Annotated in this window: 17 protein-coding genes; 2 read left to right on the top strand and 15 right to left on the bottom strand. The window is 74.0% G+C overall.

The window, feature by feature from the left end; genetic code table 11:
- Positions 1 to 4 precede the first annotated feature (4 nt).
- Positions 5 to 4000 (bottom strand): Pls/PosA family non-ribosomal peptide synthetase, encoded by a 3996-nt coding sequence (locus ACZCLJ_RS02505; protein ID WP_251151156.1) that lies wholly within the window; start codon positions 3998 to 4000, stop codon positions 5 to 7.
- A 258-nt stretch (positions 4001 to 4258) separates the two neighbouring features.
- Here ACZCLJ_RS02505 and ACZCLJ_RS02500 point away from each other — a divergent pair, with 258 nt between their 5' ends.
- Positions 4259 to 6514 (top strand): glycoside hydrolase domain-containing protein, encoded by a 2256-nt coding sequence (locus ACZCLJ_RS02500; RefSeq protein ID WP_463105345.1) that lies wholly within the window; start codon positions 4259 to 4261, stop codon positions 6512 to 6514.
- Entirely contained in the window at positions 6511 to 7836 is a 1326-nt protein-coding gene (locus tag ACZCLJ_RS02495) for a glycosyltransferase (RefSeq protein WP_463105344.1), read from the top strand. The genes ACZCLJ_RS02500 and ACZCLJ_RS02495 overlap by 4 nt, the downstream gene beginning before the upstream one ends.
- On the opposite strand, the gene ACZCLJ_RS02490 is transcribed toward ACZCLJ_RS02495, so the two are convergent.
- From ACZCLJ_RS02490 to hisI, 14 genes are all read right to left on the bottom strand, one after another.
- Entirely contained in the window at positions 7808 to 8707 is a 900-nt protein-coding gene (locus ACZCLJ_RS02490) for a nucleotidyltransferase domain-containing protein (RefSeq protein WP_463105343.1), read from the bottom strand. The genes ACZCLJ_RS02495 and ACZCLJ_RS02490 overlap by 29 nt on opposite strands.
- Positions 8708 to 8874: 167 nt before the next feature.
- The gene (gene pyk / locus ACZCLJ_RS02485) at positions 8875 to 10305 is read right to left on the bottom strand and encodes a pyruvate kinase (RefSeq protein ID WP_251151160.1); all 1431 of its coding nucleotides are present in this window, start codon (positions 10303 to 10305) and stop codon (positions 8875 to 8877) included.
- Between the two features lie 111 nt (positions 10306 to 10416).
- Positions 10417 to 11883: a glutamate synthase subunit beta gene (locus ACZCLJ_RS02480; protein ID WP_251151161.1), complete on the bottom strand. Its 1467-nt coding sequence runs from the start codon at positions 11881 to 11883 to the stop codon at positions 10417 to 10419.
- Complete coding sequence (gene gltB / locus ACZCLJ_RS02475; RefSeq protein WP_251151162.1) at positions 11876 to 16459, bottom strand: glutamate synthase large subunit; 4584 nt, start codon at positions 16457 to 16459, stop codon at positions 11876 to 11878. The genes ACZCLJ_RS02480 and gltB overlap by 8 nt, the downstream gene beginning before the upstream one ends.
- Positions 16460 to 16598: 139 nt before the next feature.
- Entirely contained in the window at positions 16599 to 17627 is a 1029-nt protein-coding gene (lgt, locus tag ACZCLJ_RS02470; protein WP_251151163.1) for a prolipoprotein diacylglyceryl transferase, read from the bottom strand.
- Complete coding sequence (gene trpA / locus ACZCLJ_RS02465) at positions 17624 to 18556, bottom strand: tryptophan synthase subunit alpha (protein ID WP_463105342.1); 933 nt, start codon at positions 18554 to 18556, stop codon at positions 17624 to 17626. The genes lgt and trpA overlap by 4 nt, the downstream gene beginning before the upstream one ends.
- Complete coding sequence (gene trpB, locus ACZCLJ_RS02460) at positions 18553 to 19833, bottom strand: tryptophan synthase subunit beta (RefSeq protein WP_463106340.1); 1281 nt, start codon at positions 19831 to 19833, stop codon at positions 18553 to 18555. The genes trpA and trpB overlap by 4 nt, the downstream gene beginning before the upstream one ends.
- Positions 19834 to 19961: 128 nt before the next feature.
- On the bottom strand, positions 19962 to 20774 hold the full coding sequence (gene trpC / locus ACZCLJ_RS02455; protein WP_251151165.1) for an indole-3-glycerol phosphate synthase TrpC: 813 nt from the start codon (positions 20772 to 20774) through the stop codon (positions 19962 to 19964).
- Positions 20775 to 20943: 169 nt separating this feature from the next.
- On the bottom strand, positions 20944 to 21435 hold the full coding sequence (locus tag ACZCLJ_RS02450) for a DUF2752 domain-containing protein (protein WP_251151166.1): 492 nt from the start codon (positions 21433 to 21435) through the stop codon (positions 20944 to 20946).
- Complete coding sequence (locus tag ACZCLJ_RS02445; protein ID WP_463105341.1) at positions 21432 to 21866, bottom strand: DUF4190 domain-containing protein; 435 nt, start codon at positions 21864 to 21866, stop codon at positions 21432 to 21434. The genes ACZCLJ_RS02450 and ACZCLJ_RS02445 overlap by 4 nt, the downstream gene beginning before the upstream one ends.
- Entirely contained in the window at positions 21863 to 22156 is a 294-nt protein-coding gene (locus ACZCLJ_RS02440; protein ID WP_251151168.1) for an HGxxPAAW family protein, read from the bottom strand. The genes ACZCLJ_RS02445 and ACZCLJ_RS02440 overlap by 4 nt, the downstream gene beginning before the upstream one ends.
- Positions 22157 to 22242: 86 nt before the next feature.
- Positions 22243 to 22926 carry a Trp biosynthesis-associated membrane protein gene (locus tag ACZCLJ_RS02435; RefSeq protein ID WP_463105340.1) on the bottom strand — a complete coding sequence of 228 codons (684 nt, stop codon included), beginning with the start codon at positions 22924 to 22926 and terminating at the stop codon, positions 22243 to 22245.
- Entirely contained in the window at positions 22923 to 24494 is a 1572-nt protein-coding gene (locus ACZCLJ_RS02430; RefSeq protein WP_463105339.1) for an anthranilate synthase component I, read from the bottom strand. Before ACZCLJ_RS02430 ends, ACZCLJ_RS02435 begins: the two co-directional genes overlap by 4 nt.
- Positions 24491 to 24961, bottom strand: a complete 471-nt coding sequence (gene hisI / locus ACZCLJ_RS02425) for a phosphoribosyl-AMP cyclohydrolase (protein WP_251151171.1) — start codon at positions 24959 to 24961, stop codon at positions 24491 to 24493. Before hisI ends, ACZCLJ_RS02430 begins: the two co-directional genes overlap by 4 nt.
- Positions 24962 to 25007: the final 46 nt, after the last annotated feature.

Here is a 25007-nt window from a genome sequence, read left to right as displayed (position 1 = left end):
CCGCTCACCGCGCGCCCACCGGCCCGCTCCTCGGTCGAACGGGCGCGGGCAGCTCGCTCGTCCACGGGACGATCGGGTTGCCGTGCCAGAGCGACCCCGGCGGCACGAGCTCGCCGCGCATCACGAGGGAGGCGGGACCGACGCGGGCGCCGTCCGCGACGACGGCGGCGGGCAGGATCACCCCGTGCGGGCCGATCGAGGCGCCCGGCGCCACGCGCACCGTGTCGAGGCTCATCACGCGATCGTGGAACAGGTGGGTCTGCAGGACGCACCCCCGGCCGACGGTCGCGCCGTCGTCCAGGTGCACCAGGTCGGCCTCGGGGAGCCAGTACGTCTCGCACCACACGCCGCGGCCGACGCGCGCGCCGAGCGTGCGCAGCCAGGCGGTGAGCAGCGGGGTGCCGTACACGTGCACGGCGAACCACGGCGCGGCGACCACCTCGACGAACGTGTCCTGGAGCTCGTTGCGCCAGACGAACGTGCTCCACAGGGGATGGTCACCCGCGCGGAACCGGCCGACCAGCACCCACTTGGCCGCCGTCGTCAGGAGCGCTCCCGTCGCCCCCGCGGCGAGCAGGACCACCCCGGACACGAGCGCGGCCGTGCCCAGACCCCGGGTGTCGACGACGGTCAGGAGCACGACGACCACCGCGACGGCCAGGTACGCCGAGCACACGACGGCCGCCCAGCGCAGCACCTCGAACGCGCCCCGCGCGACGAGCAGCCGGGCCGGCGGCGAGAACGTCCGGGACTCGTCGGTCTCGCCCTGCGCGACGCGACGCAGCCGGGTCGGCGGGCTGCCGAGCCACGACGACCCGGCCTTCGCCTTCGCCGGTGCGGCGGAGAGCACGGCGACGAGGCCGTTCTTCGGCACGGAGCGACCCGGCGCGGTGATCCCCGAGTTGCCGAGGAACGCGCGCTTGCCGACGCGCGCCCGGGCGACCCGGACCCAGCCGCCGCCGAGCTCGTAGGGAGCCACCATCGTGTCGTCGGCGAGGAACGCGCCCCGCGCGACCTCCATCATCGACGGGAGGCCGACCACGGTCGAGGCCTCGACGTCGCGCCCCACGCGCGCGCCGAGCAGGCGCAGCCACCCGGGCGTGAAGACGCTCGAGTACAGCGGGAACAGCGCGGTGCGCGCCGAGTCCATGAGCCGCTGCGTGACCCACGCCTGCCAGCCCTGCCGGCTGTGCGCGGCGTGGTAGCCCTCGCCGAGGCCGACGGCGAGGAGCCGGACGCTGGCGAGCACGAGCGCGGCGTACGTCGCCGCTGCCGCGAGCGCCGCGGCGGGGACCCACGCCGCGAGCGGTCCGAGCAGCGCCCCGACGTCCCGCGGGACGCCGGTCAGCGGCACGCCCGCGAGCAGCACGAGGAGCCCCGACGCGACGGCGAGCACCGGGAGCAGGCTCAGTGCGAGCCCGCTCAGCCCGTACGCGACCTCCCACCGGCGTCGCCGCGGGGGCCGCTCGTCGGGCCAGGGGTGCTTCACCTCGGTGCGGACCCGCACGGCGGGCGACCCCGCCCAGTACTCGCTCGCGCCCACGCGTCCCGCGACGCACGACCCCGCGGCCACGTCCGCGCCCTTGCCGACCCGTGCACCGGGGAGGAGGGTCGAGCGGGCGCCGATCGTCGCGCCGGCTCCGACCCGCACCCTGCCGAGGTGGAGCGTGTCGCCGTCGAGCCAGTGCCCGGACAGGTCGACCTCGGGCTCGACCGCGCTCCCCTTGCCCAGGACGAGCATCCCGGTCACGGGGGGCAGCGCGTGCAGCTCGGCGTCGCGACCCACCTTCGCGCCGAGCAGGCGCGCGTACAGGCCGACGAGCGGCGCACCGGCCACCGTCACGCCACCGCTCGCACCGACCAGGCCCTCCGCCGCCCAGAGCCGCAGGTGGACGTTCCCGCCACGGGGATAGCTCCCCGGCCGCACGCCGCGCAGGAGCAGGCGCGCGCCGACGGCCGCGACGAGCAGGCGGCCCGGCGGGCTCACCAGCAGGAGCCAGCCGGCGACCACCCACCACCACGAGACCGGGCGGACGAACGGGAGCGACGTCGTGGCGGCGAGCACGTTGCCGAGGGCAGCCACCCAGACCAGCCAGCGCAGCCCGGCGATCGTGCGCAGCGCGAGCACGACGAGCAGCTGCACCGCCTGCGTCCGCCACCCCACCGGGGCGGCCGGGCTCGTCGGCCGGGCCGTGGGCCCGCCACCCGGTGCGGTGCCGTCCGTGGCCGTGGCACGGGCCCCGGCGCCGCGCTCGACGAACGCGGCGAGCTCCCCCACCGACGGGTTGTCGTAGAGGTCGGCCACCGTGGTGCTCGGCAGGCGTTCGCGCAGCGCCGAGACCACCTGGGCCGCCGTGAGGCTCCCGCCGCCCAGCTCGAAGAAGTCGTCGTCCGCGACCTGCGGCGCGGCGCCGAGCACCGTCCGCCAGATGCCCGCGACCCATTCCTCGCCGGGGGTGAGCGGCTGGGCGTCGTCCGGCACGCGGGACTCCGCGGCGAGCCGCGCGCCCTCCGGCAGCGGCCACGGGAGCGCGTCGCGGTCGACCTTGCCCGACGTCCGGGTGGGGATCTCGTCGACGACCGCGAGGAGGGGGACGAGCGCGGCGGGGAGCGTGTGGCGCAGCGCCTCGACGCACGCCCGCGCGTCGAGCTCCTCTCCTCGACCCGGGTCCGGCACCAGGTACCCGACGAGCACCTGGTTCCCCGCCTCCGAGCGGCGGACGGCGCTCGCGGCGGCGCTCACGCCGTCGAGCCCGAGCAGCGCGGAGTCGATCTCGCCGAGCTCGATCCGCCGGCCGCCGACCTTCACCTGGTCGTCGGCGCGCCCGACGAAGAGCAGCCCTGCGTCGTCGCGCACGACGAGGTCGCCCGACCGGTAGGCGCGGTCCCACCCGAGGCCGGGGTGCGGGGCGTACTTCTCGGCGTCCTTGGCCGGGTCGAGGTAGCGCGCGAGCCCGACGCCGCCGATCACCAGCTCGCCCGTCGCACCGGGCGCGACCGGCGCGCCGTCGGGGCCGACGACCGCGAGGTCCCAGCCGTCGAGCGGCAGCCCGATGCGCACGGGACCGGGGCCCCCGAGCAGCGCGGCGCACGCCACGACGGTGGCCTCGGTCGGCCCGTAGGTGTTCCACACCTCGCGGCCCGGCACAGCGAGCCGGTCGACGAGATCGGGCGGGCACGCCTCGCCGCCGAAGATCAGCAGGCGCACGGAGCTCAGCGTCTCCGGCGGCAGGAGGCCCGCGAGCGTCGGGACGGTCGAGACGACGGTGATCCCCTGCTCCGCGACCCACGGACCGAGGTCGGCGCCCGTCCGCACGAGCGACCGGGGGGCGGGGACGAGGCACGCGCCGTGACGCCACGCGAGCCACATCTCCTCGCACGAGGCGTCGAACGCGACGGACAGCCCGGCCAGGACCCTGTCCCTCGGCCCGAGCGGGGCGTCCTGCAGGAAGAGCCGCGCCTCGGCGTCGACGAACGCCGCCGCGCTGCGGTGCGTCACGGCCACGCCCTTGGGCGTGCCCGTCGACCCCGACGTGAAGATGATCCAGGCGTCGTCCTCCGGACCGGGACGCTCCCCCGTGCGCGGGCTGGGTCCGACGTCCGGCGGAACGGCGAGATGCCCGTCGTCACCCACGACCGCACGGACCCGCGCCTCGGTGAAGACGAGCTCCGCCCGCTCCTCCGGGTCGTCCTTGTCGACGGGGACGTAGGCCGCTCCGGCGGTGAGGATCGCGAGGATCGAGAGGTACAGGTCGGCGCGTCCGGACGTCGCCCGGACGCCGACCCGGTCCCCCGGCCCGACCCCCTGCTCGACGAGCCGGGCCGCCCGCGCACCGACCTCGGTGAGGAGCTGCGCGTAGGTCAGCGGCCGGCCGTCGTCGATCGCCGGGGCCTCCGGGTGGGCGGCCGCCGTCGAGGCGAGGACGTCGAGGAGCGTCCTCGGAGCGGGCGCGCGGTCGGCCGCGAGGAGAGGGTCGGGCGAGGTGGTGACGGGCTGCACACTGCTCCAGGGCTGGTGGATGGTCCTGGGCGAAGGGTAGACGGGCCAGGTGCACGCCGGGCGAACGGACGGTGTCGGTGGACGGTGCCCCGGCGGTGCTCGGAGCTGTGCGCGGCGGCTGCGACGGCGCGTCGGCGGCCGCCGGGCCCGCGTCACCTGACGGAAACTCCCCGGACACACCGCGGTCGTACCGTCGCAGCACGACGCACGCACGGGACGCGGCGCCGCACGTGGCCGGTGACCGCGGAGGGGGGGTCCATGACCGACAGCCTGCTCGACCTCGTCGACCCCTTCGTCGGCACGGAGGCCACCGCCCTGCCTCCTGCGACGGGTCTCGCGGCGACCTGGTGGGCGCCGAAGCCTCAGGTCGGGAACACCCACCCGGGCGCGTGCCATCCGCTCGGCATGGTGTCCGCGTGCGCGTACTCGGGCGCGTACCCCACCGGCTACGGGCGCTACGACATCAGCACGGAGGGGCTGCCGACGTCGCTCGCCGACGACCAGCTCGCGTCGGGCGTCACGCACTTCCAGCAGTCCGGCACCGGGGCGATCCGCAAGTACTACAACTACCTCCGGGTGACGCCGATGCTCGAGCCCCTCGACGCGCTGGGGCGCACGTGGGCGCTGCACGACGAGGTCGCCTCGCCCGGCTACTACGCGGCGACGCTCGCGAGCGGCGTGCGCTGCGAGGTGACGGTGGGGCCCAAGAGCGCCGTGCACCGCTTCACGTTCCCCGAGCACCCTGACGCCCGGATCGTCGTGGACCTCTCGCTCGGTGGCCTGGCCATCCCGTACGGCGCGACCGTCCCGCTGCGCGCCCACCTCGGGACCCTCGGGCCGGGGTCCGCCTACGGCGAGATCGTCGTCGAGGGCGCACCGCTGGCCGCGCACCTCGAGTGCGACGCCCCGCGCTGGCGCCAGATGCTCTGGTACGACCGGCGCCTCATGCCCGGCAGCACGCGCCTGGAGTTCGGCGACATCCGGCCGACGACCCTGCGCCCGTTCGGCCTCATGTGGGCGGGACCGACGAGCGCGGGCCAGGTCGTCGAGCTGCGCGTCGGGTTCTCCCTGCGCGGGCCCGAGCGGGCCCGCGACAACCTCGTCACGGACTGCGGACCGGGACCGGCGTCGTTCGCGGAACGGCGCACGGTCACGACGGCCACGTGGCGCGAGCACCTCGGTCGCGTCGAGGTCGACGGCGCGGACGACGAGCGCCGCTCGGTCTTCGCGACGGCGCTCTACCACTCGCTCCTCAAGCCCTGCCTCGCCCCCGACGAGAGCCCGTTCTGGCCGACCGACGGGCCGTTCGCGTACGACGTCTCGACGATGTGGGACATCTACCGCACGCAGCTTCCCCTGCTCACGACGTTCTTCCCGGAGCGCGCCGTCGAGCTCGCGACGGCGCTGCTGCACATCTGCGAGGAGGAGGGCAACTTCCCCATCGGCTACCGGATGGCGCGCGGCGCGGACCGGTTCTCGCGGCAGGCCAGCGCTCTCGTCCAGACGTTCCTCGCCGACCTGTGCGCGCTCGAGGTCCCGGGGATGGACTGGGACTGGGCCCTGGTCCACATGCACAACGACCTGCGCCGCACGTACGGCGAGGACTACCTCCTGCACGGCGTCGCGCACCCGATCAGCCACACGCTCGACCTCGCGTTCGGGTACTGGTGCACCGAGCGGGTCGCGCGTCGCGTCGGCGACGTCGCGCTCGCCGACGAGCTCGCCCGGCTCGCCACCGGGTGGGCCAACGCGTTCGACCCGTCCACCGGGCTGCTGCACGACTCGACCTTCTACGAGGGCGGGCGCTGGAACTACTCGTTCCGCCTCGTGCACGACATGGCGGCACGGATCGCGCTCGCGGGAGGTGACGACGCGTTCGTCGCGCTGCTCGACCGGTTCTTCGGGTACGGCGCAGAGCCGGTCGTCCAGCCGGGCGAGCGGCCAGGCGTCGCGGAGATGGCCGCGGGCTACGCGCTCGACCGGTTCGAGGGGCTGAACAACGAGCCCGACATGGAGGCCCCGTGGACCTACCACTACGCGGGCCGGCCCGACCGCACGGCCGAGGTCGTGCACGCGGCCGTGCACCAGCGGTTCGGCCCCGGTCCCGGTGGGCTGCCCGGCAACGACGACTCCGGCGGGCTGAGCTCCTGGTACGTGTGGGCGTCGCTCGGGCTGTTCCCCGTCGCCGGGCAGGCGCTCTTCCTCGTCAGCGCCCCGGCCTTCTCCGAGTCCCGTCTGAAGGTCCCTGGCGGGGTCCTCACGATCGAGACCACCGGGTTCACGCCGCCGGGCCGGTCGACGCCGCCGCAGTACGTCCGCGCCGCCTGGCTCGACGGGCGCCCGCTCACCCGGACCTGGGTCCCCGCGAGCACCGTCCGTGGCGGCGGGCGACTCCTCCTCGAGCTCGGGTCGGAGCCGGCCGCGTGGGGCACCGCCCTCGCCGACAGGCCTCCGTCCTTCCCACCACCCCGGTACCTCACCACACCCACCCCACCCTCCCGGGAGACGCCATGAACCGCACCGACGCCACCCGCGACCGCCGACTCGTGATCGTCGTCCGCGCCGACCCCGTGATCTGCGGCCACTCCGGAGAGGCGCGCAACCTCGCGGAGGCCGCGCTCCACCGAGGGTTCACCGACGTCCGGATCGTCACGTGGCCGGTCGACCGGCTGCGCGAGGCCGGGCTGCCGCTCAAGCCGCTCGACACCGTCCTGCCCTACAGCCCGGGCATCACCGTCGAGCGGCCGGAGCCCGTCGGCGACTACAAGGTCCCCGACGGCCGGTACCTCGCCGGGCTCACGGGTCGGCTCGTCGAGCTCTTCACCGACGGCGTCCCGACGGTCTGCCTCTCGCTCTACCTCAGCCCGCACACGACCGCGGTCTCCGACGCGGTGCGCGTCGCGCGCAGCACCGGTCTGCCGGTCGACGTCGCGACCGTCGCCGAGGCCGTCGGCTCGGACGTGACGAACGTCGTGCGCTCGTGCGTCGAGGCCGGGCGGTTCGGCGCCGCCGCGCACGTGCTCGCCGACTACCTGTCCAACGACCTGTGCGTCGCCGTGTCCCGCTACACGCGCGACCTCATCGTCGCGTGCGCCCAGGAGATCGACGACCGGCACGGCACCTTCTTCGCGCCGCAGTGCCGCGAACGGGTGCGGGTCTCGTACCCGGCGATCGACACGAGCGCGTACACGGAGCTCGACCCGGCGACGACGGCCGCCGTCCTCGAGCGCCGGGGCCTCGTCGCGGAGGGCTACGTGCTCTACCTCTCCCGGCTCGCCGCCGCGAAGGGCGTCGACGACCTGATCGACGGGTTCGCATGCTCCGGTGCGGCCGCGACGCACCGGCTCGTCGTCGCGGGCCGTGGCCCGCAGGAGGCGGAGCTGCGCGCGCAGGCCGCCGCGAGCACGGTCGCCGACCGCATCACGTTCCTGGACGACGTCGACGACGCGGAGAAGCCGCACCTCATGGCGGCGAGCGCCGCGTTCGTGCTCCCGAGCAAGCCGCGACCCGAGTTCGTCGAGACGTTCGGCATCGCCCTCACCGAGTCGATGCTCGCGGGCGGCGGGCCCGTCGTGACGACCGACACCGGAGGCATCGGCGAGGCCGTCGGTGACCACGCGACGATCGTCCCGGTCGCCGACCCGGCGGCGATCGCCCGCGCCCTCGACGAGATCCTGGCGGCCGACCCGGCGGCGCGGGCGCGCGCGCGAGAGGCCGCGCGCGCCCACGCGCTGCAGTTCGACCGTGCCACCGTGCTCGACGGCATGCTGCGAGCGCTCGCGCTCAGCCCCGACGCTCCGGCATGGCTCACACCGTGGGAGCCGGCCGCCGTGTGACGTCCGGGGCGTACCGGTCCACGAGACCGCGGAACGCCTCGGCGGCCGTCTCGCGCGCCGCCGCACGCTTCCCCGCGACACCGTCGGCCGCCACGCCGTTGCTCGCCGTCCCGACGGCCGTCCGCGCACGGTCCAGCTCGTCCTCGACGAACCTCGCGAGAACGCCCGGGACCGTGCCCGTGCCGGCCTCGCGCGTGACCGCCTTGCGCGCCACGAGGTCCGCCGCCGCGCGCACGACGACGCCCGGCGCAGCGGACTCCTCGAGAAGCCGCAGCAGGTCGATCGGCGGCGCCACCGCGCCGTCGTGCACGCGCAGCCAGCGCAGGGCCGCGGCGGGACGCAGGACGTAGAAGAACGTCTTGAGGCGCGGCCCGGCGGCGCCGGTACCGGCGACCAGAGCGCCGTCGTCGCCCGCCCCGTGCCGTCGCCCCTGGGCGAGCGCGACGTGCAGGTAGTGCCGTCGCAGGGCGTCGCGCTCCACGACCTGCTCCGCGAGCCGCAGCATCTCGGCCCGGAACCCGTCGTCCCCGCGATAGACGATCGGCGACCGCAACCACTCCGTCACGGTCGCGTTCCCGCGCACCATCAGGCGCACGGCCTTGAGCAGGTCCCAGCCGTTGACGTCGAGCACGGCGTCGAGCGGCGTCTCGACGACGTCGCGCGCCGGCCAGGGGTCGAGGTAGTCCGCGCGCGACCGCACGTACAGGAAGCGGCAGTCGTAGTCGGAGTCCGGCGACGGGAAACCCCAGGCCCGGCTCCCGCTCTCCACGGCGAGCGGGATCGCGACCCGCTCGTCCCGCACCACGGCGTCGAGCCGCGCGTCGACCCGACGCACGACCTCGGGGTCCAGGGAGTCGGGCACGGCGCGCATCCCGAGATGGTAGGGGCGTCGCCGGGTCGCTGTCGCTCCGTTTCCGTCCCGCTCGACCGCTCACGCCGCCATCTCGAGAGTGCGGTACGACGACGCCCGGGTGGGTGCGCCGTGCGGCGCGCCCACCCGGGCGTCAGGTCGTGCGCACCCTCACGGGTGCGACGGCGTCACTTCCGGGTGTCGGAGTGGTCGCCGATCTTGTGCACGAGGATCGAGTTCGTCGTGCCGGGCTGGCCGACCGGCGCGCCGGACACCACGACGACGAGGTCGCCGACCTCGGCGAGACCGTTGGCCTGCAGGGTCGTGTCGACCTGGCCGACCATCGCGTCCGTGTTCTCCACCTCGGGGACCTGGTACGTCTGCGTGCCCCACGTGAGCGACAGGACGTTGCGCACGTGCTCGCGCGGCGTGAAGGCGAGCAGCGGGATCGACGAGCGCAGGCGCGACATGCGACGCGCCGAGTCGCCCGACTGCGTGAACGTCACGAGGTACTTGACGCCGAGGATCTCGCCGATCTCCGCAGCGGCACGGGTGATCGCGCCACCGCGGGTGTGCGGCGTCGAGCCGAGCGGGGCGATGCGCTCGCGTCCGGCCTCCTCCGTCGCCTCGATGATGCGGGCCATCGTCTGGACGGTGAGGATCGGGTACTCCCCGACGCTCGTCTCGCCGGACAGCATGACCGCGTCCGCGCCGTCGAGCACGGCGTTGGCGCAGTCCGACGCCTCGGCGCGCGTGGGGCGCGGCGAGTTCGTCATGGACTCGAGCACCTGCGTGGCCACGATGACGGGCTTCGCGTTGCGGCGCGCGAGCTCGACGATGCGCTTCTGCACGAGCGGGACCTGCTCGAGCGGGAGCTCGACCGCGAGGTCGCCGCGCGCGACCATGACGCCGTCGAAGGCGTCGACGATCTCGGCGAGGTTGTCGATCGCCTGCGGCTTCTCGATCTTCGCGACGACCGGGACCGTGCGGCCCTCCTCGTCCATGATCGCCTTGACGTCGTCGAAGTCGGCCGCGGAGCGAACGAACGACAGCGCGATGATGTCGGCGCCGAGGCGCAGCGCCCACCGGAGGTCGTCGCGGTCCTTCTCGGACAGCGCCGGGACGGAGACGGCGACCCCGGGCAGGTTGATGCCCTTGTTGTTGGACACCGGGCCGGCGACCTCGACGCGGGTGACCACGCGCGGTCCCTCGACCGCCGTGACCCGGACGAGCACCTTGCCGTCGTCGATGAGCAGCGGGTCCCCGACGCGTGCGTCGCCCGGCAGGCCCTTGTGGGTCGTCGAGACGAGCTCCTTGGTGCCGACGACGTCCTCGGTCGTGATGGTGAACGTGTCACCCTCGTCGAGCCAGTGCTTCTCGTCGCCGCCGAAACGCCCGAGGCGGATCTTCGGCCCCTGGAGGTCGACGAGGACGGCGACGGAGCGGCCCGAGGCCGCTGCGGCCTCACGGACGCCGTGGTAGACGGCCTCGTGCTCCGCGGCGCTGCCGTGGCTCCGGTTGATCCGGGCCACGTCCATCCCGGCGTCGACGAGCGCCTTGAGCTGCTCCTTCGACTCGGTCGCGGGTCCGATGGTGCAGACGATCTTTGCTCTGCGCATATCTCCAGCCTCTGGTTCTCCGACCGGCCGCGAGCCGGTCGTCGCGGGGTGCCCCTCCCAGGATGCCCCGCTCATCGTCCCGGCGCCGGACACCCGGCGCCGGGGTGCACGTCAAGCGCGCAAGGACACGGTGCTCGCGCGTACCGGCGCGGGCAGCTCCGTCCCTCCCTGAAGGTAGGCGTCGACGGAGGCCGCCGCCGCCCGACCCTCGGCGATCGCCCACACGATCAGCGACTGACCGCGCCCGGCGTCCCCCGCCACGAAGACGCCGGGGAGCGTCGACGCGAAGTCGTCGTCACGGGCCACGAGCCCGCGGTCCGTCAGCCCGGCCTCCGACTGCCCCGTGAGGGTGTGCGTCTCGGGACCGGTGAAGCCCATCGCGACGAGCACGAGGTCTGCGGGGATCTCGCGCTCGGTGCCCGCCTTCGGCACGCGGCGGCCGTCGGGCAGGTACTCGGTCTCCGCGACGCGCAGCGCCGTGACCCTTCCCGCCTCGTCACCGAGGAGCTCGACGGTCGAGGCGAGGTACTCGCGCTCGCCGCCCTCCTCGTGCGAGGACGACACCTCGAAGACGATGGGGTCGGTCGGCCAGGGCTGGCTCGCGGCCCGCTCGAGCGGGGGCTGCTTGCCGATGGCGAGGGTCGTGACGCTCGCCGCGCCCTGGCGCAGCGACGTGCCGAGGCAGTCGGAGCCGGTGTCGCCGCCGCCGATGACGATGACGTGCTTGCCCGTCGCCGTGATCTGCCCGGGGACCTCGTGACCTGCGACGACCTCGTTCGCCTGGTGGAGGAACTCCATCGCGAAGTGGACGCCGTCGAGCTCGCGGCCGGGGATCGTGAGGTCGCGCGGCACCGTGGCGCCCGTCGCGACGACGACCGCGTCGAAGCGGGCGCGCAGCTCGTCCCACGTGATGTCGACGCCGATCTCGACGCCGGGGCGGAACCGCGTGCCCTCGGCCTCCATCTGCGCGATGCGGCGGTCGATGTGGACCTTCTCGAGCTTGAAGTCGGGGATGCCGTAGCGCAGCAGCCCGCCGATCGCGTCGTCCCGCTCGTACACGGCGACCGTGTGGCCGGCGCGCGTGAGCTGCTGCGCGGCGGCGAGCCCGGCCGGGCCGGACCCGACGACGGCGACCGTCGAGCCGGTGAGGCGCTGAGGCACCTGCGGCGTGACGTAGCCCCGGGCGAACGCCTCGTCGATGATCGAGACCTCGACGTTCTTGATCGTCACCGCCGGCTGGTTGATGCCGAGCACGCAGCTCGACTCGCACGGCGCCGGGCACACGCGACCCGTGAACTCCGGGAAGTTGTTCGTCTCGTGGAGGCGGTCGATCGCGTCGGCCCACTGCTCGCGGTAGACGAGGTCGTTCCACTCCGGGATGAGGTTCCCGAGCGGGCAGCCCTGGTGGCAGAACGGGATGCCGCAGTCCATGCAGCGGCCCGCCTGCTCCTTGAGGAAGACCTGCCCCTCCTCGAGGTGGGCGTGCACGTCCTGCCAGTCCCGCAGGCGCACGGCGACGGGCCGGTTCGGCGGGAGCTCGCGCTCCCGCACCTTCAGAAAGCCACGGGGGTCAGCCACGGGCCACCTCCAGAATCTGGTCCCACACGCCCGGTGCCGCAGGGTCGAGACCCGAGGACTCGGCCTTCTCCAGCGCGGAGCGCATGCGCGCGAAGTCGGTCGGCAGCACGCGGGTGAACCGCCGGACCGCCGCGGGGAAGTCGTCGAGGAGCTCGGCCGCGAGCAACGACCCGGTCTCCTCGTGGTGCCGCCGCACGAGCTGCTCCACGAGCTCGACCTCGGCGTCCTCGAGCGGGCCGAGGCCCAGCTCCCCGGTGGCGAGCGCGCTCGTGTTGACCGACGCCTCGCGCAGGTCGAGGACGTACGCCGTGCCACCGGACATGCCGGCGCCGAAGTTGCGCCCGGTCGGCCCGAGCACGAGCACGGTTCCGCCCGTCATGTACTCGCAGCCGTGGTCGCCCACACCCTCGACGACGAGCGTCGCGCCCGAGTTGCGCACGCCGAAGCGCTCGCCGACGCGCCCACGCAGGAAGATCTCGCCGGACGTCGCGCCGTAGCCGATGACGTTGCCCGCGACGACGTTGCTCGATCCCGTGAGCACGGCGTTGCGGTCGGGCCGCACCACGATGCGCCCGCCCGACAGTCCCTTGCCGACGTAGTCGTTCGCGTCGCCGAACAGGCGCAGCGTGACACCGCGCGGCACGAACGCGCCGAACGACTGGCCGGCGGACCCGGTGAGGGTGACGTCGATCGTGTCGTCGGGCAGGCCCTCGCCGCGGTAGCGCTTGGTGACCTCGTGACCGAGCATCGTCCCGACGGTGCGGTTGACGTTGCGCACCGACAGGGAGATCCGGACCGGCTCCTGCCGCTCGAGCGCGTCGGCCGCGAGCGAGATGAGCTGGTTGTCGAGCGCCTTGTCCAGGCCGTGGTCCTGCGTCGTGGTGTTCCGCAGCGAGGAGCCCTCCACCGGGACCGGCCGCTCGAGCACGGGACCGAGGTCCAGGCCCTGCGCCTTCCAGTGGTCGACGGCCTTGCGCGTGTCGAGCAGCTCGACGCGGCCGACGGCCTCCTCGATGCTGCGGAAGCCCAGCCGCGCGAGGTACTCGCGCACCTCCTCGGCGATGAACTCGAAGAAGTTCACGACGAACTCGGGCTTGCCCGTGAACCGCGAGCGCAGCTCGGGGTTCTGCGTCGCGACGCCCACCGGGCACGTGTCGAGGTGGCAGACGCGCATCATGACGCAGCCGGAGACGACCATCGGTGCGGTCGCGAAGCCGAACTCCTCGGCTCCGAGCAGCGCCGCCACGACGACGTCGCGACCGGTCTTCATCTGCCCGTCCACCTGCACGACGATGCGGTCGCGCAGGTTGTTGAGCACGAGCGTCTGCTGGGTCTCGGCGAGGCCGATCTCCCACGGCGTCCCGGCGTGCTTGAGCGACGTGAGCGGGCTCGCGCCCGTGCCGCCGTCGTGCCCGGAGATGAGCACGACGTCCGCGTGCGCCTTGGACACGCCCGTCGCGACCGTGCCCACGCCGAACTCGGACACGAGCTTGACGTGGATGCGTGCCGCGGGGTTCGCGTTCTTCGCGTCGTGGATCAGCTGCGCGAGGTCCTCGATCGAGTAGATGTCGTGGTGCGGCGGCGGCGAGATGAGGCCGACGCCCGGCGTCGAGTGCCGGGTCTTCGCGACCCACGGGTACACCTTGTGCCCCGGGAGCTGACCGCCCTCGCCGGGCTTGGCGCCCTGCGCGAGCTTGATCTGGATGTCGTCGGCGTTGGTCAGGTACTCGCTCGTGACGCCGAAGCGTCCCGACGCGATCTGCTTGACCTTCGAGCGACGCTCCGGGTCGTAGAGGCGCTCGGAGTCCTCGCCGCCCTCGCCCGTGTTCGAGCGGCCGCCGAGGCGGTTCATGGCGATGGCGAGCGTCTCGTGCGCCTCGGCCGAGATCGAGCCGTAGGACATCGCGCCGGTGTTGAACCGCTTGACGATCTCGCTCACCGGCTCGACCTCGTCGAGCGGCACCGCGGGACGGTCCCCCTCGCGCAGCGCGAGCAGGCCGCGCAGCGTCATGAGCCGCGACGACTGCTCGTCGACCCGGTGCGTGTAGTCGCGGAAGACGTCGAACCGACGCTCGCGCGTCGAGTGCTGCAGGCGGAACACCGTCTCGGGGTCGAAGAGGTGCTCCTCGCCGTCCCGGCGCCACTGGTACTCGCCGCCGGTGGTGAGGCGCACGTGCGCCTGGTGGTTGCCCGAGGCGGGGTACGCCTCGGCGTGCCGTGCCGCGACCTCGGCCGCGACCACGTCGAGACCGATGCCGCCGAGCCGCGAGGTCGTGCCCGCGAAGTAGTCGCGCACGAGGTCGTGCGAGAGCCCGACGGCCTCGAAGACCTGGGCGCCGCGGTACGAGGAGATGGTCGAGATGCCCATCTTGCTCATGACCTTGAGCACGCCCTTGCCGAGCGCCTTGATGAGGTTCGCGACGGCCTTCTCGGGGTCCACCGCGAGGTAGCCGCGACGCGCGAGGTCCTCGACCGTCTCCATCGCGAGGTACGGGTTGACCGCGGCCGCGCCGTACCCGATGAGGAGTGCGACGTGGTGCGTCTCGCGCACGTCCCCCGCCTCGACGACGAGCGACACCTGGGTACGGGTGTGCCGGCGCAGGAGGTGGTGGTGCACGGCGCTCGAGAGCAGGAGCGACGGGATCGGCGCGAGGTCGGAGTCGGAGTCGCGGTCGGACAGCACGATGAAGCTCGCGCCGGCCTCCACGTGCGCGTCGACCTCCGCGAAGATCTCCTCGAGCCGCTCGAGCAGCGCCTCTCCCCCGCCCGCGACGCGGTACAGGCCGCGGACGGTGACCGCGCGGAAGATCCCGGCGAGGCTCGGGTCCTTGTCGACGCGGATGATCTTGGCGAGCTGGTCGTTGTCGAGCACGGGGAACGGCAGCACGAGCTTGCGCGCGTGCTCCGGCGTGTCGACGAGGAGGTTCGGCTCGGGGCCGATCGCCCCGCCGATCGACGTCACGAGCTCCTCGCGGATCGCGTCGAGCGGCGGGTTCGTCACCTGGGCGAACATCTGCGTGAAGTAGTCGAACAGCAGTCGCGGGCGCTCGGAGAGCACCGCGACGGGCGTGTCGGTGCCCATGGCGCCGAGCGGCTCGGCCCCCGTGTTGCCCATCGGCGTGAGGATGACCTTGAGCTCCTCCTCCGTGTAGCCGAAGGCACGCTGGCGGCGCTGCACCGACGCAGGGCTGTGCGCGACGTGCTCGCGCTCGGGGAGCTGGTCGAGGTAGACCGAGTTGTCGGCGACCCACTGCGCGTAGGGGCGCTGCGCGGCGAGCTGGGACTTGATCTCCTCGTCCTCGACGATCCGGCCCTGGCCGGTGTCGACGAGGAACATGCGGCCGGGCTCCAGGCGGCCCTTGCGGACGATCGTCGCGGGGTCGAGGTCGAGCACGCCCGCCTCGCTCGCCAGCACGACGAGCCCGTCCTCGGTCACCCAGTAGCGCCCGGGGCGCAGGCCGTTGCGGTCGAGCACGGCGCCGATGAGGGTGCCGTCCGTGAAGTTCAGGCAGGCCGGGCCGTCCCACGGCTCCATGAGGGCCGCGTGGTACTCGTAGAACGCGCGCAGGTCCGGGTCCATGTCGGCGTGGTTCTCCCACGCCTCCGGGATCATCATGAGGACCGCGTGCGGCAGCGGACGCCCCGACAGGTGCAGGAGCTCGAGCACCTCGTCGAAGCTCGCGGAGTCGCTCGAGCCGTCGGAGCACACGGGCAGCAGCGGCGCGAGGTCGCCGAGCGCCTCGCTCTCCAGCGTGCCCTCGCGCGCGGCCATCCAGTTGCGGTTGCCGCGCACCGTGTTGATCTCGCCGTTGTGCGCGATCATGCGGAACGGCTGCGCGAGCGGCCACGACGGGAACGTGTTCGTCGAGAAGCGCGAGTGCACGAGCGCGATCTCGCTCGCGTAGCGCGGGTCGGACAGGTCCGGGAAGAACGGCTCGAGCTGGGCCGTCGTGAGCATGCCCTTGTACGTGAGCGTCCGTGCGGACAGCGACGCGAAGAACAGGCCCAGCTCGTTCTCGGCACGCTTGCGCAGCCGGAACGTGCGGCGGTCGAGCGCGACGCCCGAGAGCTCGCGCGCCGGGTCGGCGACGACGACCTGGCGGAACGTGGGCATGGAGGCGCGGGCCGACGGGCCGACGAGGTCGGCCGTGACCGGCACGTCGCGCCAGGCGAGGACGTCGAGCTTCTCCTCGGCCGCGATCGCCTCGACCCCGCGGACGGCGGCCGCTGCGGCCTCGTCGTCCTGCGGGAGGAACGCCATGCCGATCGCGTAGTGCCCCGGGGGCGGGAGCTCGGCGTCGACGACGTCGCGCACGAAGGCGTCGGGGATCTGCGTGAGGATCCCGGCGCCGTCGCCGCTGTTCTCCTCGGCGCCGACGGCGCCGCGGTGGTCGAGGTTGAGCAGGGCGGTGAGCCCTGCGTCAACGATGTCGCGTCCGGGCGTACCGCGCAGCGTCGCCACGAAGGCGACACCGCACGCGTCGTGCTCGGCGGCGGGGTCGTACAGACCGAGAGCCGTGGGAGCCACGGACAGGGCAGGTGCCCTGTACGCGTCCCGATGCTGCGGCGTGGTCATCAACACCGTCCTCACAGGCGCCCGGCCATGACGGCCGGGCTGGTTCCAGCTGGGGGGATTCGGGACGTCTTCGGCCCTACGGACATGACAGAACCCACCGGGCGGTCGCCCGGCGGATTCGCCGATGAATGACGGGAGCTCAGCGACCTGGGTCTGGTCGCGCGGCACCTGCCTGCTCGGACTCCTCCGAGTCGTCGGAGTCCTCGGTCTGCTCGGCGTCCTCGTCACCGGTCGACTGCTCGACCGGCTCCTCCGACGCCGTGGCGGTCGTCTCCTCGGGCGATCCCTCGGAGGACGTCTCCAGAGAGACCGTCTCCTCGCGCCCGGGGTGGCGACGCCCGACAACGATAAACGCTACCAACGCACCGACACCGACCACGATCGAGGTCCAGACGTTCAGCCGAAGACCCCAGACGAGCTCGGCCTCGTCGATGCGCAACATCTCGATCCACACCCGACCCAGCGTGTAGACGAAGACGTACAGCCAGAATACCCGACCATGACCGAGCCGGAACCGACGGTCCACGTAGATCAGGAGCAGGGCAGCGCCGATGTTCCAGACCATCTCGTACAGGAACGTCGGGTGGAACAGCGTCCCGGGCGGGAACCCGGCGGCCGCGGCGACCGAGTCGTCGACCCGCAGGCCCCACGGGAGCGTCGTCGGCGACCCGAACAGCTCCTGGTTGAACCAGTTTCCGAGCCGCCCGACCGCCTGGGCGAGCAGGAGGCCGGGCGCGAGCGCGTCGGCGAACGCGGGGAAGCTGACCTTCTGCCGGCGGCAGCCGATGTACGCGCCCACGGCGCCGAGCGCGACGGCACCCCAGATCCCCAGGCCGCCCTCCCACACGTACAGCGCGCGGACCGGGTCGCCGCCGGGACCCCAGTACGGGTCGGGCGTCGAGAACACGTGGTAGATCCGGCCGCCGATGATGCCGAACGGCACGGCCCAGAAGGCGATCTCCAGCACGTCGTCCGCCTCGCCGCCGCGCTCGACCCAGCGACGCCGGGTGAGCCACAGCGCGACGACGATGCCCGCGAGGATCGCGAGCGCGTACGCGCGGATCGGGAACGGCCCGAGGTACCACGTGTGCTGCGGCGGGCTGGGGATCGCCGCGGGCAGCGCGCCCGCGGCCTCGACGACCTGCGCGACGGCGAGCGCGGCGCTCATGCGACCACCTCGCCCGTGCGCGCGGCCCCCGCCGTCGCAGCGGCCTCGTCGTCGGCGGCCGGTGGACGAGCCCCGCGGACGCCGTCGACGAGCGACGACGCGACCGCGCGCAGCGCGGCGAGACGCTCCTCCCAGGGCGCGTCCGTGAGCAGCGGGCGGACGAACGCCGAGCCCACGATGACGCCGTCGGCGAAGCGCGCGACCTCCGCGGCCTGCGCGCCGGTCGAGACCCCGAGGCCGACGCACACGAACGGCGCTCCGGCTGCGCGCGTGTCGGCGACGAGCTGCTCGGCGCGCGGTCCGACCTGCGTCCGCTCCCCCGTGACGCCCATGGTCGAGGCCGCGTAGACGAAGCCGCGCGTCGCGCGCACCGTCAGGCGCAGCCGCTCGGGCGTCGAGCTCGGCGCGACGAGGAACACGCGGTCGAGACCGTGGCGGTCCGCGGCCTCGATCCACTCCCGCCCCTCGTCGGGGATGAGGTCCGGCGTGATGAGCCCCGCGCCGCCGGCCGCCGCGAGGTCGCGCGCGAACGCGTCGACGCCGTAGCGCAGGACCGGGTTCCAGTAGGTCATGACGAGGACGGGCACCGTGCCGCCCGTGCGCGAGGACACGGCCTCGACGACGCGGAACACGTCCGCGACGCGGCTCCCCGCGTCCAGCGCGGTCTGCGCCGCAGCCTGGATCACGGGGCCGTCCATCACCGGGTCGGTGTACGGGACGCCCAGCTCGAGGACGTCGACGCCCGCGTCGACGAGCGCGAGCGCGGCCTCGATCGACCGGTCCACGGTCGGGAACCCGACCGGGAGGTAGCCCACGAGCGCCGCCCGTCCTTCGCCCCGCAGCGCGGCGAGGCGGTCGGCGGTGGGCGAGGTGATCACGCCCGGCTCGCCCGGCACCGCAGTGCCACGGGCCTCCTGCACGCCGTTCACAGCTGTCCCTCCGTACCCGTTGCCGTCTCGGCGATCGCGTCGTCGTCCACGAGGTCGAACCACCGTGCGGCGGTCGCCACGTCCTTGTCCCCCCGGCCCGAGAGGTTGACGAGGACCACGTAGTCCTCGCGACCTGCCGCGACGGCGTCGCGGCCGATGCGCAGCGCGCCGGCGAGGGCGTGCGCCGACTCGATCGCCGGGATGATGCCCTCCGTGCGGCACAGCAGGCGGAACGCCTCCATCGCCTCGGCGTCCGTCACGGGCTGGTAGGTCGCCCGCCCGAGGTCGTGCAGCCACGCGTGCGCGGGACCGACGCTCGGGTAGTCGAGCCCGGCGGAGACCGAGTGGCTGGGCAGCGTCTGCCCGTCCTCGTCCTGGAGGAGGTAGGAGCGAGCGCCGTGCAGCACGCCGGGGACGCCGCCGCTGAACCGGGCGGCGTGCCGGCCGGTCTCGACGCCCTCGCCGCCCGCCTCGAACCCGAACAGCTCGACGCCGTCGTCGTCGAGGAACGCGTTGAAGATGCCGAGCGCGTTGGAACCTCCGCCGACGCACGCCGCGACGGCGTCCGGGAGGCGGCCGATCCGGTCGAGGACCTGGGTGCGCGCCTCCTCGCCGATGACGCGGTGGAACTCGCGCACCATCTCGGGGAAGGGGTGGGGCCCGGTCACGGTGCCCAGGAGGTAGTGCGTGGACTCGACGTTCGCGACCCAGTCGCGCAGCGCCTCGTTGATCGCGTCCTTCAGGGTGCGCTGCCCGATCGTCACGGGGACGACCTCGGCGCCCAGGAGCCGCATGCGGGCGACGTTGAGCGCCTGGCGCCGCGTGTCCTCCTCGCCCATGTAGACGACGCACTCGAGGTCGAGCAGCGCCGCGGCCGTCGCCGTCGCGACGCCGTGCTGGCCCGCCCCGGTCTCGGCGATGACGCGCGTCTTGCCCATGCGCTTCACGAGGAGCGCCTGGCCGAGCACGTTGTTGATCTTGTGCGAGCCGGTGTGGTTGAGGTCCTCGCGCTTGAGGAACATCCGGACGGCGCCCGGGGCACCGCCGACGTGCTCGGCGAAGCGAGCGACCTCCGTGAGCGGGCTGGGCCGACCGGTGTACTCGCGCTGCAGGCGCGCGAGCTCGTTGACGAACGCCGGGTCGTCGAGCGCCTTGCGGTACTCGGTCTCGAGCTCGTCGAGGGCGGCGATGAGCGCCTCGGGGACGAAGCGTCCGCCGAAGGCACCGAAGTACGGGCCTTCCTGGTTCGCGAGCGAGCGGGTGAGCTCGGCGCGCACCGAGGCGGTGTCGGCAGTCTCAGGGGTGGTGGGTGTCGAGTCGGGCACGGGGCCGGACCTCCTGCGGGAGACGGGGTGGGGGCCGGGGCGCGGCACCTGCTGCGTGACGGTCGGGGACGGTCGACGCCTCAGGGCCGCACGGACCACAGGGACGGGTGCGCACCGGCCGCCACGAGGTCCGCGACGGACGCGCGCGGGGCGTCGTCCGTGACGAGCGCCTCCCCGACGAGCACGGCGTGGGCCCCGGACCGCGCGTAGTCCATGACGTCGTGCGGTCCGCGCACACCCGACTCGGCGACGCGCACGACCTCGTCGGGGATGGCGGGCGCGAGGCGCGCGAAGGTGGTGCGGTCGACGTCGAGCGTCTTGAGGTCGCGCGAGTTCACGCCGACGACGCGGGCGCCGGCGTCGAGCGCGCGCCCCACCTCGTCGAGGGTGTGGACCTCGACGAGAGCTGTCATGCCGAGCGAGTGCACCCGCTCCACGAGCGACGTGAGCACCGTCTGCTCGAGCGCGGCGACGATGAGGAGCACGATGTCCGCGCCGTGGGCGCGCGCCTCCCACACCTGGTAGGGCGTCACGACGAAGTCCTTGCGCAGCACGGGCACGTCGACGCGCGCGCGGACGGCGTCCAGGTCTGCGAGGCTGCCGTTGAACCGACGCTGCTCGGTGAGCACGGAGATCGCGGACGCGCCGCCCTTCTCGTACTCGCCGGCGAGCTCGGCGGGGTCGGCGATCGAGGCGAGCACGCCCTTGCTCGGGCTCGAGCGCTTCACCTCGGCGATGATCGCGACGGCGTGGTCCGCCTTCAGGCGGCTCACGCACTCGAGCGCGCCCGGCACGCGTGACGCACGCTCCTTGAGGTCGTCCAGCGAGGTCGTCGCCTGGCGTGCCGCGAGATCCTCGCGCACCCCGGCGACGATGTCGTCGAGTACCGTCATCGCCCCATCACTCCCCGTGCTCGTCCCCTCGGCCTCCGTCGTCGGTCGACCCGAACGGGCTCGTCCACAGGTACGAGTCAGCCCGTTGACACGGAGGTATCTGCCATCGTAGAGCCGTGCCCGAGTGACGATGACCACGGCCCACCCCGCGAGACGTGCGCCGGAGCCCTCAGGAGGGGCTGGGCCCGAGCCACTCGGCGAGCCCCGGGACGTTGCGCAGGACGCCGAACGCGACGAGCACGACGAGGCCCGTCCACGCCACGGAGGGCGGCAGGCTCGGACCCGGTCGGCCCTTCCACGCACGGACGAGCCACACCGACCACAGGCCCACGAGCAGCGGTGCGACGAGCACCCAGAGCGGGTTCATCGACCAGGCGCCGGCGACGTCGAGGTGGACCAGGTCGTGCGTCGCGCGGAGCCCTCCGCACCCCGGGCACGCGAGGCCCGTCAGCGCGAGCAGGGGGCACGTGAGGAAGTGGCCGGGCCGGTTCGGGTCGACGAGCCCGACGTACGCGACGCCCGCCGCGACCGCGGCGCCGGTCGCCAGCGGCGCCGCCGCACCCCGCGGCCCGCGAACGCGGTGCTCGGGCTCCGGCTCGGGCGGTCCGCCGACCGGCACGCCGCTCGGGAGCGTCCCGCTCCGGGACGACGGCTCGCTCACTGCTGGTCCGGGATCGACCCGACCCAGGCGAGCAGCGCGGGGAAAAGGACCGCGGCCAGGGCGATCGCGACGACGGAGAGCCCGACGGCGACCCAGCCGAGCACGATGCCCGCAGTGGCCAGGCCGCCGTTGTCAGCCTGGCCGTTCGCGACCGCACGCCTCGCCTGCGTGCCGAGGATGATCGCAGGGATGCCCGTCAGCAGCCCGCAGCTCAGGACGAACGACGCGATGCCGAGGACGAGCGACCACACCGCGAGACCGTTCTGCGGGAGGGCCGGCGGGTACGGGCCGGGTCCGGGGTACGGAGCAGCCGCGGGGTACGGGCCGCTGGCGGAGTACGGACCAGCGCCCGGGTACGGCGCAGCGCCGGCGTACGGCGTCGCCGGAGCGCTCTCGCCCTCCGGCTGTCCGCTGACCGGCGGCTGGGTCACCGCGAGACGGACTTCTGCCCGTAGCCCATGTTCCGGAGCACGACACCGGCCACGAGGCTCAGCGCGACGACGCCCATGCCGACCCAGAAGAGCCAGACGGCGGAGGAGACGTCCGAGACCGCAGGGAGCACGACGCCGACCGCGGCGACGAGCGCACCGGTCATGATGCCGATCATCGTGGTCCACGCGGCGACGGTGTGCCCGTGGTTGGTGGGCGGTGCCGCGGGCGGGAGGTAGGCGATCTCGGTCGTCTTCTGGTTCTCGGCCATGGGGGTCGTGCCTTTCGTCATGATGTGCAGCCAGACTATCGGACCCGTCCTCGGCGCCGCGCGGTGCGGCGGGCCCTCGGCCGGGTCGTGGGGACGGGTTCTGGGGGTCAGCGGTCGGTGGGGTCCTCGCCCCGGGACAGCGCGTCCCAGGCGTCGTGGTCGGTGAGGTCGTCCCGCGGGGTCCGCGCCGGGTCGTGGGTGCCCGTGCCCGGGCGCGCCGCCGTCGGGCCCACGGTCGCGCCCCCGGCGTCGTCTCGCGCCGGGCCGCCGGTCGCGGAGGCGTCGCGCTCGTGCCGCGTCGAGGCCTGCTGCCAACCGCGCGAGCCGATGGCGACCCACGCCACCGCCAGGACGGTCAGCACGCCGAGCGCGGCCGCGACCCACGGCGCCGGTGTGAGCGAGACGGCCGACGTGAGCTCGGTGACCCCGGTCGCCTCGGCGACGGCGGAGCGCGCGCTCGGCTCGGGGTCGAGCGCGACGCCGAGCGCCGCGGCGGTGGTGACCGCGCCGCTGGCCGCCGCGACGGCGAGCACGACCCACCGCCCGACGCGGCCGACCAGCCCGAGCGCGAGCCCGGCGGCCACGAGGACGAGCGCGGCGGCGCCGACGCCGGGGGCCGCGGTGGTCCCGCTCACCGAGACCTCCACGACGGGGTCGAGCGCGGTCGCCCCCGTCGTGGTCGACCACGTGACGGCGGACGCGGCGAGCGTCGCGCCCCCGAGCAGCAGGAGCAGCCAGATCGCCGCACGACGCGACGGCCTCCGCGCGCCCGACGTGGCGTCAGTACTCATCGCAGGCCCCGCAGCCGTGCGGCGACCTGGACGGCCCGGACGGCGGCCGCGGCCTTGTTCCGCGACTCCGCGTACTCCAGCGCCGGGACCGAGTCGGCCACGATCCCGCCGCCGGCCTGGACGCTCGCGCGCCCGTCGCGGATGAGCGCGGTACGGATCGCGATCGCCATGTCCATGTCGCCCGCGAAGTCGAAGTAGCCGGCCGTGCCGCCGTAGATCCCGCGGCGCGCGGGCTCGAGCTCGTCGATCAGCGCGATCGCGCGCGGCTTGGGCGCGCCCGAGAGCGTGCCGGCCGGGAACGTCGCGCGGAACGCGTCGAGCGCCGTCGCGCCGTCGCGCAGGGTGCCCACGACGGTCGAGCACAGGTGCATGATGTGGCTGAACCGCTTGGTCGCCATGAACTCCACGACCTCGACGGACGTCGGCTCGCACACCTTGACGAGGTCGTTGCGCGACAGGTCGACGAGCATGATGTGCTCGGCGCGCTCCTTCGGGTCCTCGAGGAGCTCCTCGCCGAGCGCCACGTCCTCCTCGGGCGTTGCGCCCCGGGGTCGCGACCCCGCGATGGGGAACGTCACGACCCGGCCGGCGGTCACCTTGACGAGCGTCTCCGGGCTCGACCCGACGACGGCGAACTCCCGCCCGTCGGGGTCGGTGAGCTGGAAGTAGTACATGTACGGGCTGGGGTTGATGGTCCGCAGCGCGCGGTACACGTCGAGCGGCTCCGCGGGGCAGTCGAGGTCGAGGCGCTGGGAGAGCACGACCTGGAAGACCTCGCCCTCCCGGATCGCGTCCTTGCCCGCGACGACCGACGCCTCGAACTCCTCGCGCGTCGAGCGGAACTCGAGCTGGGGCTCGGGCACGTCGGCACCGACCGACACGACGTGCGAGCCGCCGGCGACGAGCCGCGCCTGCATCGCGTCGAGCCGCGCGACGGCGTCCGCGTAGGCCTCGTCGACGCGCTCGTCGGTGTCGTCGAAGTTGATCGCGTTCGCGACGAGCCACACGCTGCCCTCGCGGTGGTCGACCGCGGCGACGTCCGTCGCGAGGCACAGCGTCAGCTCGGGCACCCCGAGCTCGTCGGGCGCCGCGGCGGGCAGCGTGGGCTCCCAGTGCCGGATGACGTCCCAGCCGATTGCGCCCGCGAGGCCCCCGGTGAGCGGCGGGAGGCCGTCGACGGGCGGCGTGCGCAGCGCCTCGAGCGTCGCGTCGAGGACCTCGACGACGTCGCCCTCGGTCGGGATGCCGACAGGCACGTCCCCGGACCACACGGCGCGGCCGTCGCGCGACGTCAGGGTCGCGCGCGACGCGGCGCCGACGAACGACCAGCGCCCCCACGTGCCGTCGGACTCGGCGGACTCGAGCACGAACGTGCCCGGTCGGCCCTGCGCGAGGGTGCGGTACAGCCCGACGGGAGTGACGTCGTCGGCCAGGAGGCGGCGGACCACCGGCACGACGCGGCGCGTCGACGCGAGGGCGCGGAAACCTGCGGCGACCGGCCAGGTCTCGCCCCACGCCGGTCCGCCTGCTGGGACGGTGGTGGGCTCGGCCTGCGCGGTCGCGTTCACTGGTTCTCCTCCTCGGGATCGGTCGCGGGGTCGGTCGTGCGTCCTGCAGCGGCGGGGGCGGTCCCGGCGACCGCGTCGGGGAGCTCCCCGACGACCGCGCCGAGGTCTCCCCCGGCCTCGAAGCACGTGCGGGTGCCCGTGTGGCACGCGGCGCCGACCTGGTGGACCCGCACGAGCAGCGCGTCGCCGTCGCAGTCGAGCGCGACGGAGCGCACGACCTGCACGTGCCCGGACGTGTCGCCCTTGCGCCAGTACTCCTGCCGCGATCGGCTCCAGAACGTCACGCGTCCGCTCGTGAGCGTGCGGTGCAGCGCCTCGTCGTCCATCCAGCCGAGCATGAGCACCTCGCCGGTGTCGTGCTGCTGGACGATCGCGGCGACCAGGCCGGCGTCGTCGCGCTTGAGGCGCGCCGCGACGTCGGGGTCGAGGGAGGTGGTCGGCGCGGGCGGGCGCGTGTCGTCGGGCACCCGAGAATCCTGCCAGACGCCGCGCCTCGCCGGGCCGCGTGTCTCG

The organism is Cellulosimicrobium sp. So1_17 (genome assembly GCF_055181235.1).
Note: the sequence above shows the minus strand (reverse complement) of the source record. Positions and strands in the feature narration are given on the sequence as shown.

Bases quoted from the DNA above. Each gene is read 5' to 3' on its own strand.
- gltB (WP_251151162.1), bottom strand. From the start codon at position 16,459: ATGACCACGCCGCAGCATCGGGACGCGTACAGGGCACCTGCCCTGTCC.
- lgt (WP_251151163.1), bottom strand. From the start codon at position 17,627: ATGAGCGCCGCGCTCGCCGTCGCGCAGGTCGTCGAGGCCGCGGGCGCG.
- ACZCLJ_RS02435 (WP_463105340.1), bottom strand. From the start codon at position 22,926: ATGAGTACTGACGCCACGTCGGGCGCGCGGAGGCCGTCGCGTCGTGCG.
- ACZCLJ_RS02500 (WP_463105345.1), top strand. From the start codon at position 4,259: ATGACCGACAGCCTGCTCGACCTCGTCGACCCCTTCGTCGGCACGGAG.
- ACZCLJ_RS02440 (WP_251151168.1), bottom strand. From the start codon at position 22,156: ATGACGAAAGGCACGACCCCCATGGCCGAGAACCAGAAGACGACCGAG.
- ACZCLJ_RS02490 (WP_463105343.1), bottom strand. From the start codon at position 8,707: ATGCGCGCCGTGCCCGACTCCCTGGACCCCGAGGTCGTGCGTCGGGTC.
- trpC (WP_251151165.1), bottom strand. From the start codon at position 20,774: ATGACGGTACTCGACGACATCGTCGCCGGGGTGCGCGAGGATCTCGCG.
- ACZCLJ_RS02495 (WP_463105344.1), top strand. From the start codon at position 6,511: ATGAACCGCACCGACGCCACCCGCGACCGCCGACTCGTGATCGTCGTC.
- pyk (WP_251151160.1), bottom strand. From the start codon at position 10,305: ATGCGCAGAGCAAAGATCGTCTGCACCATCGGACCCGCGACCGAGTCG.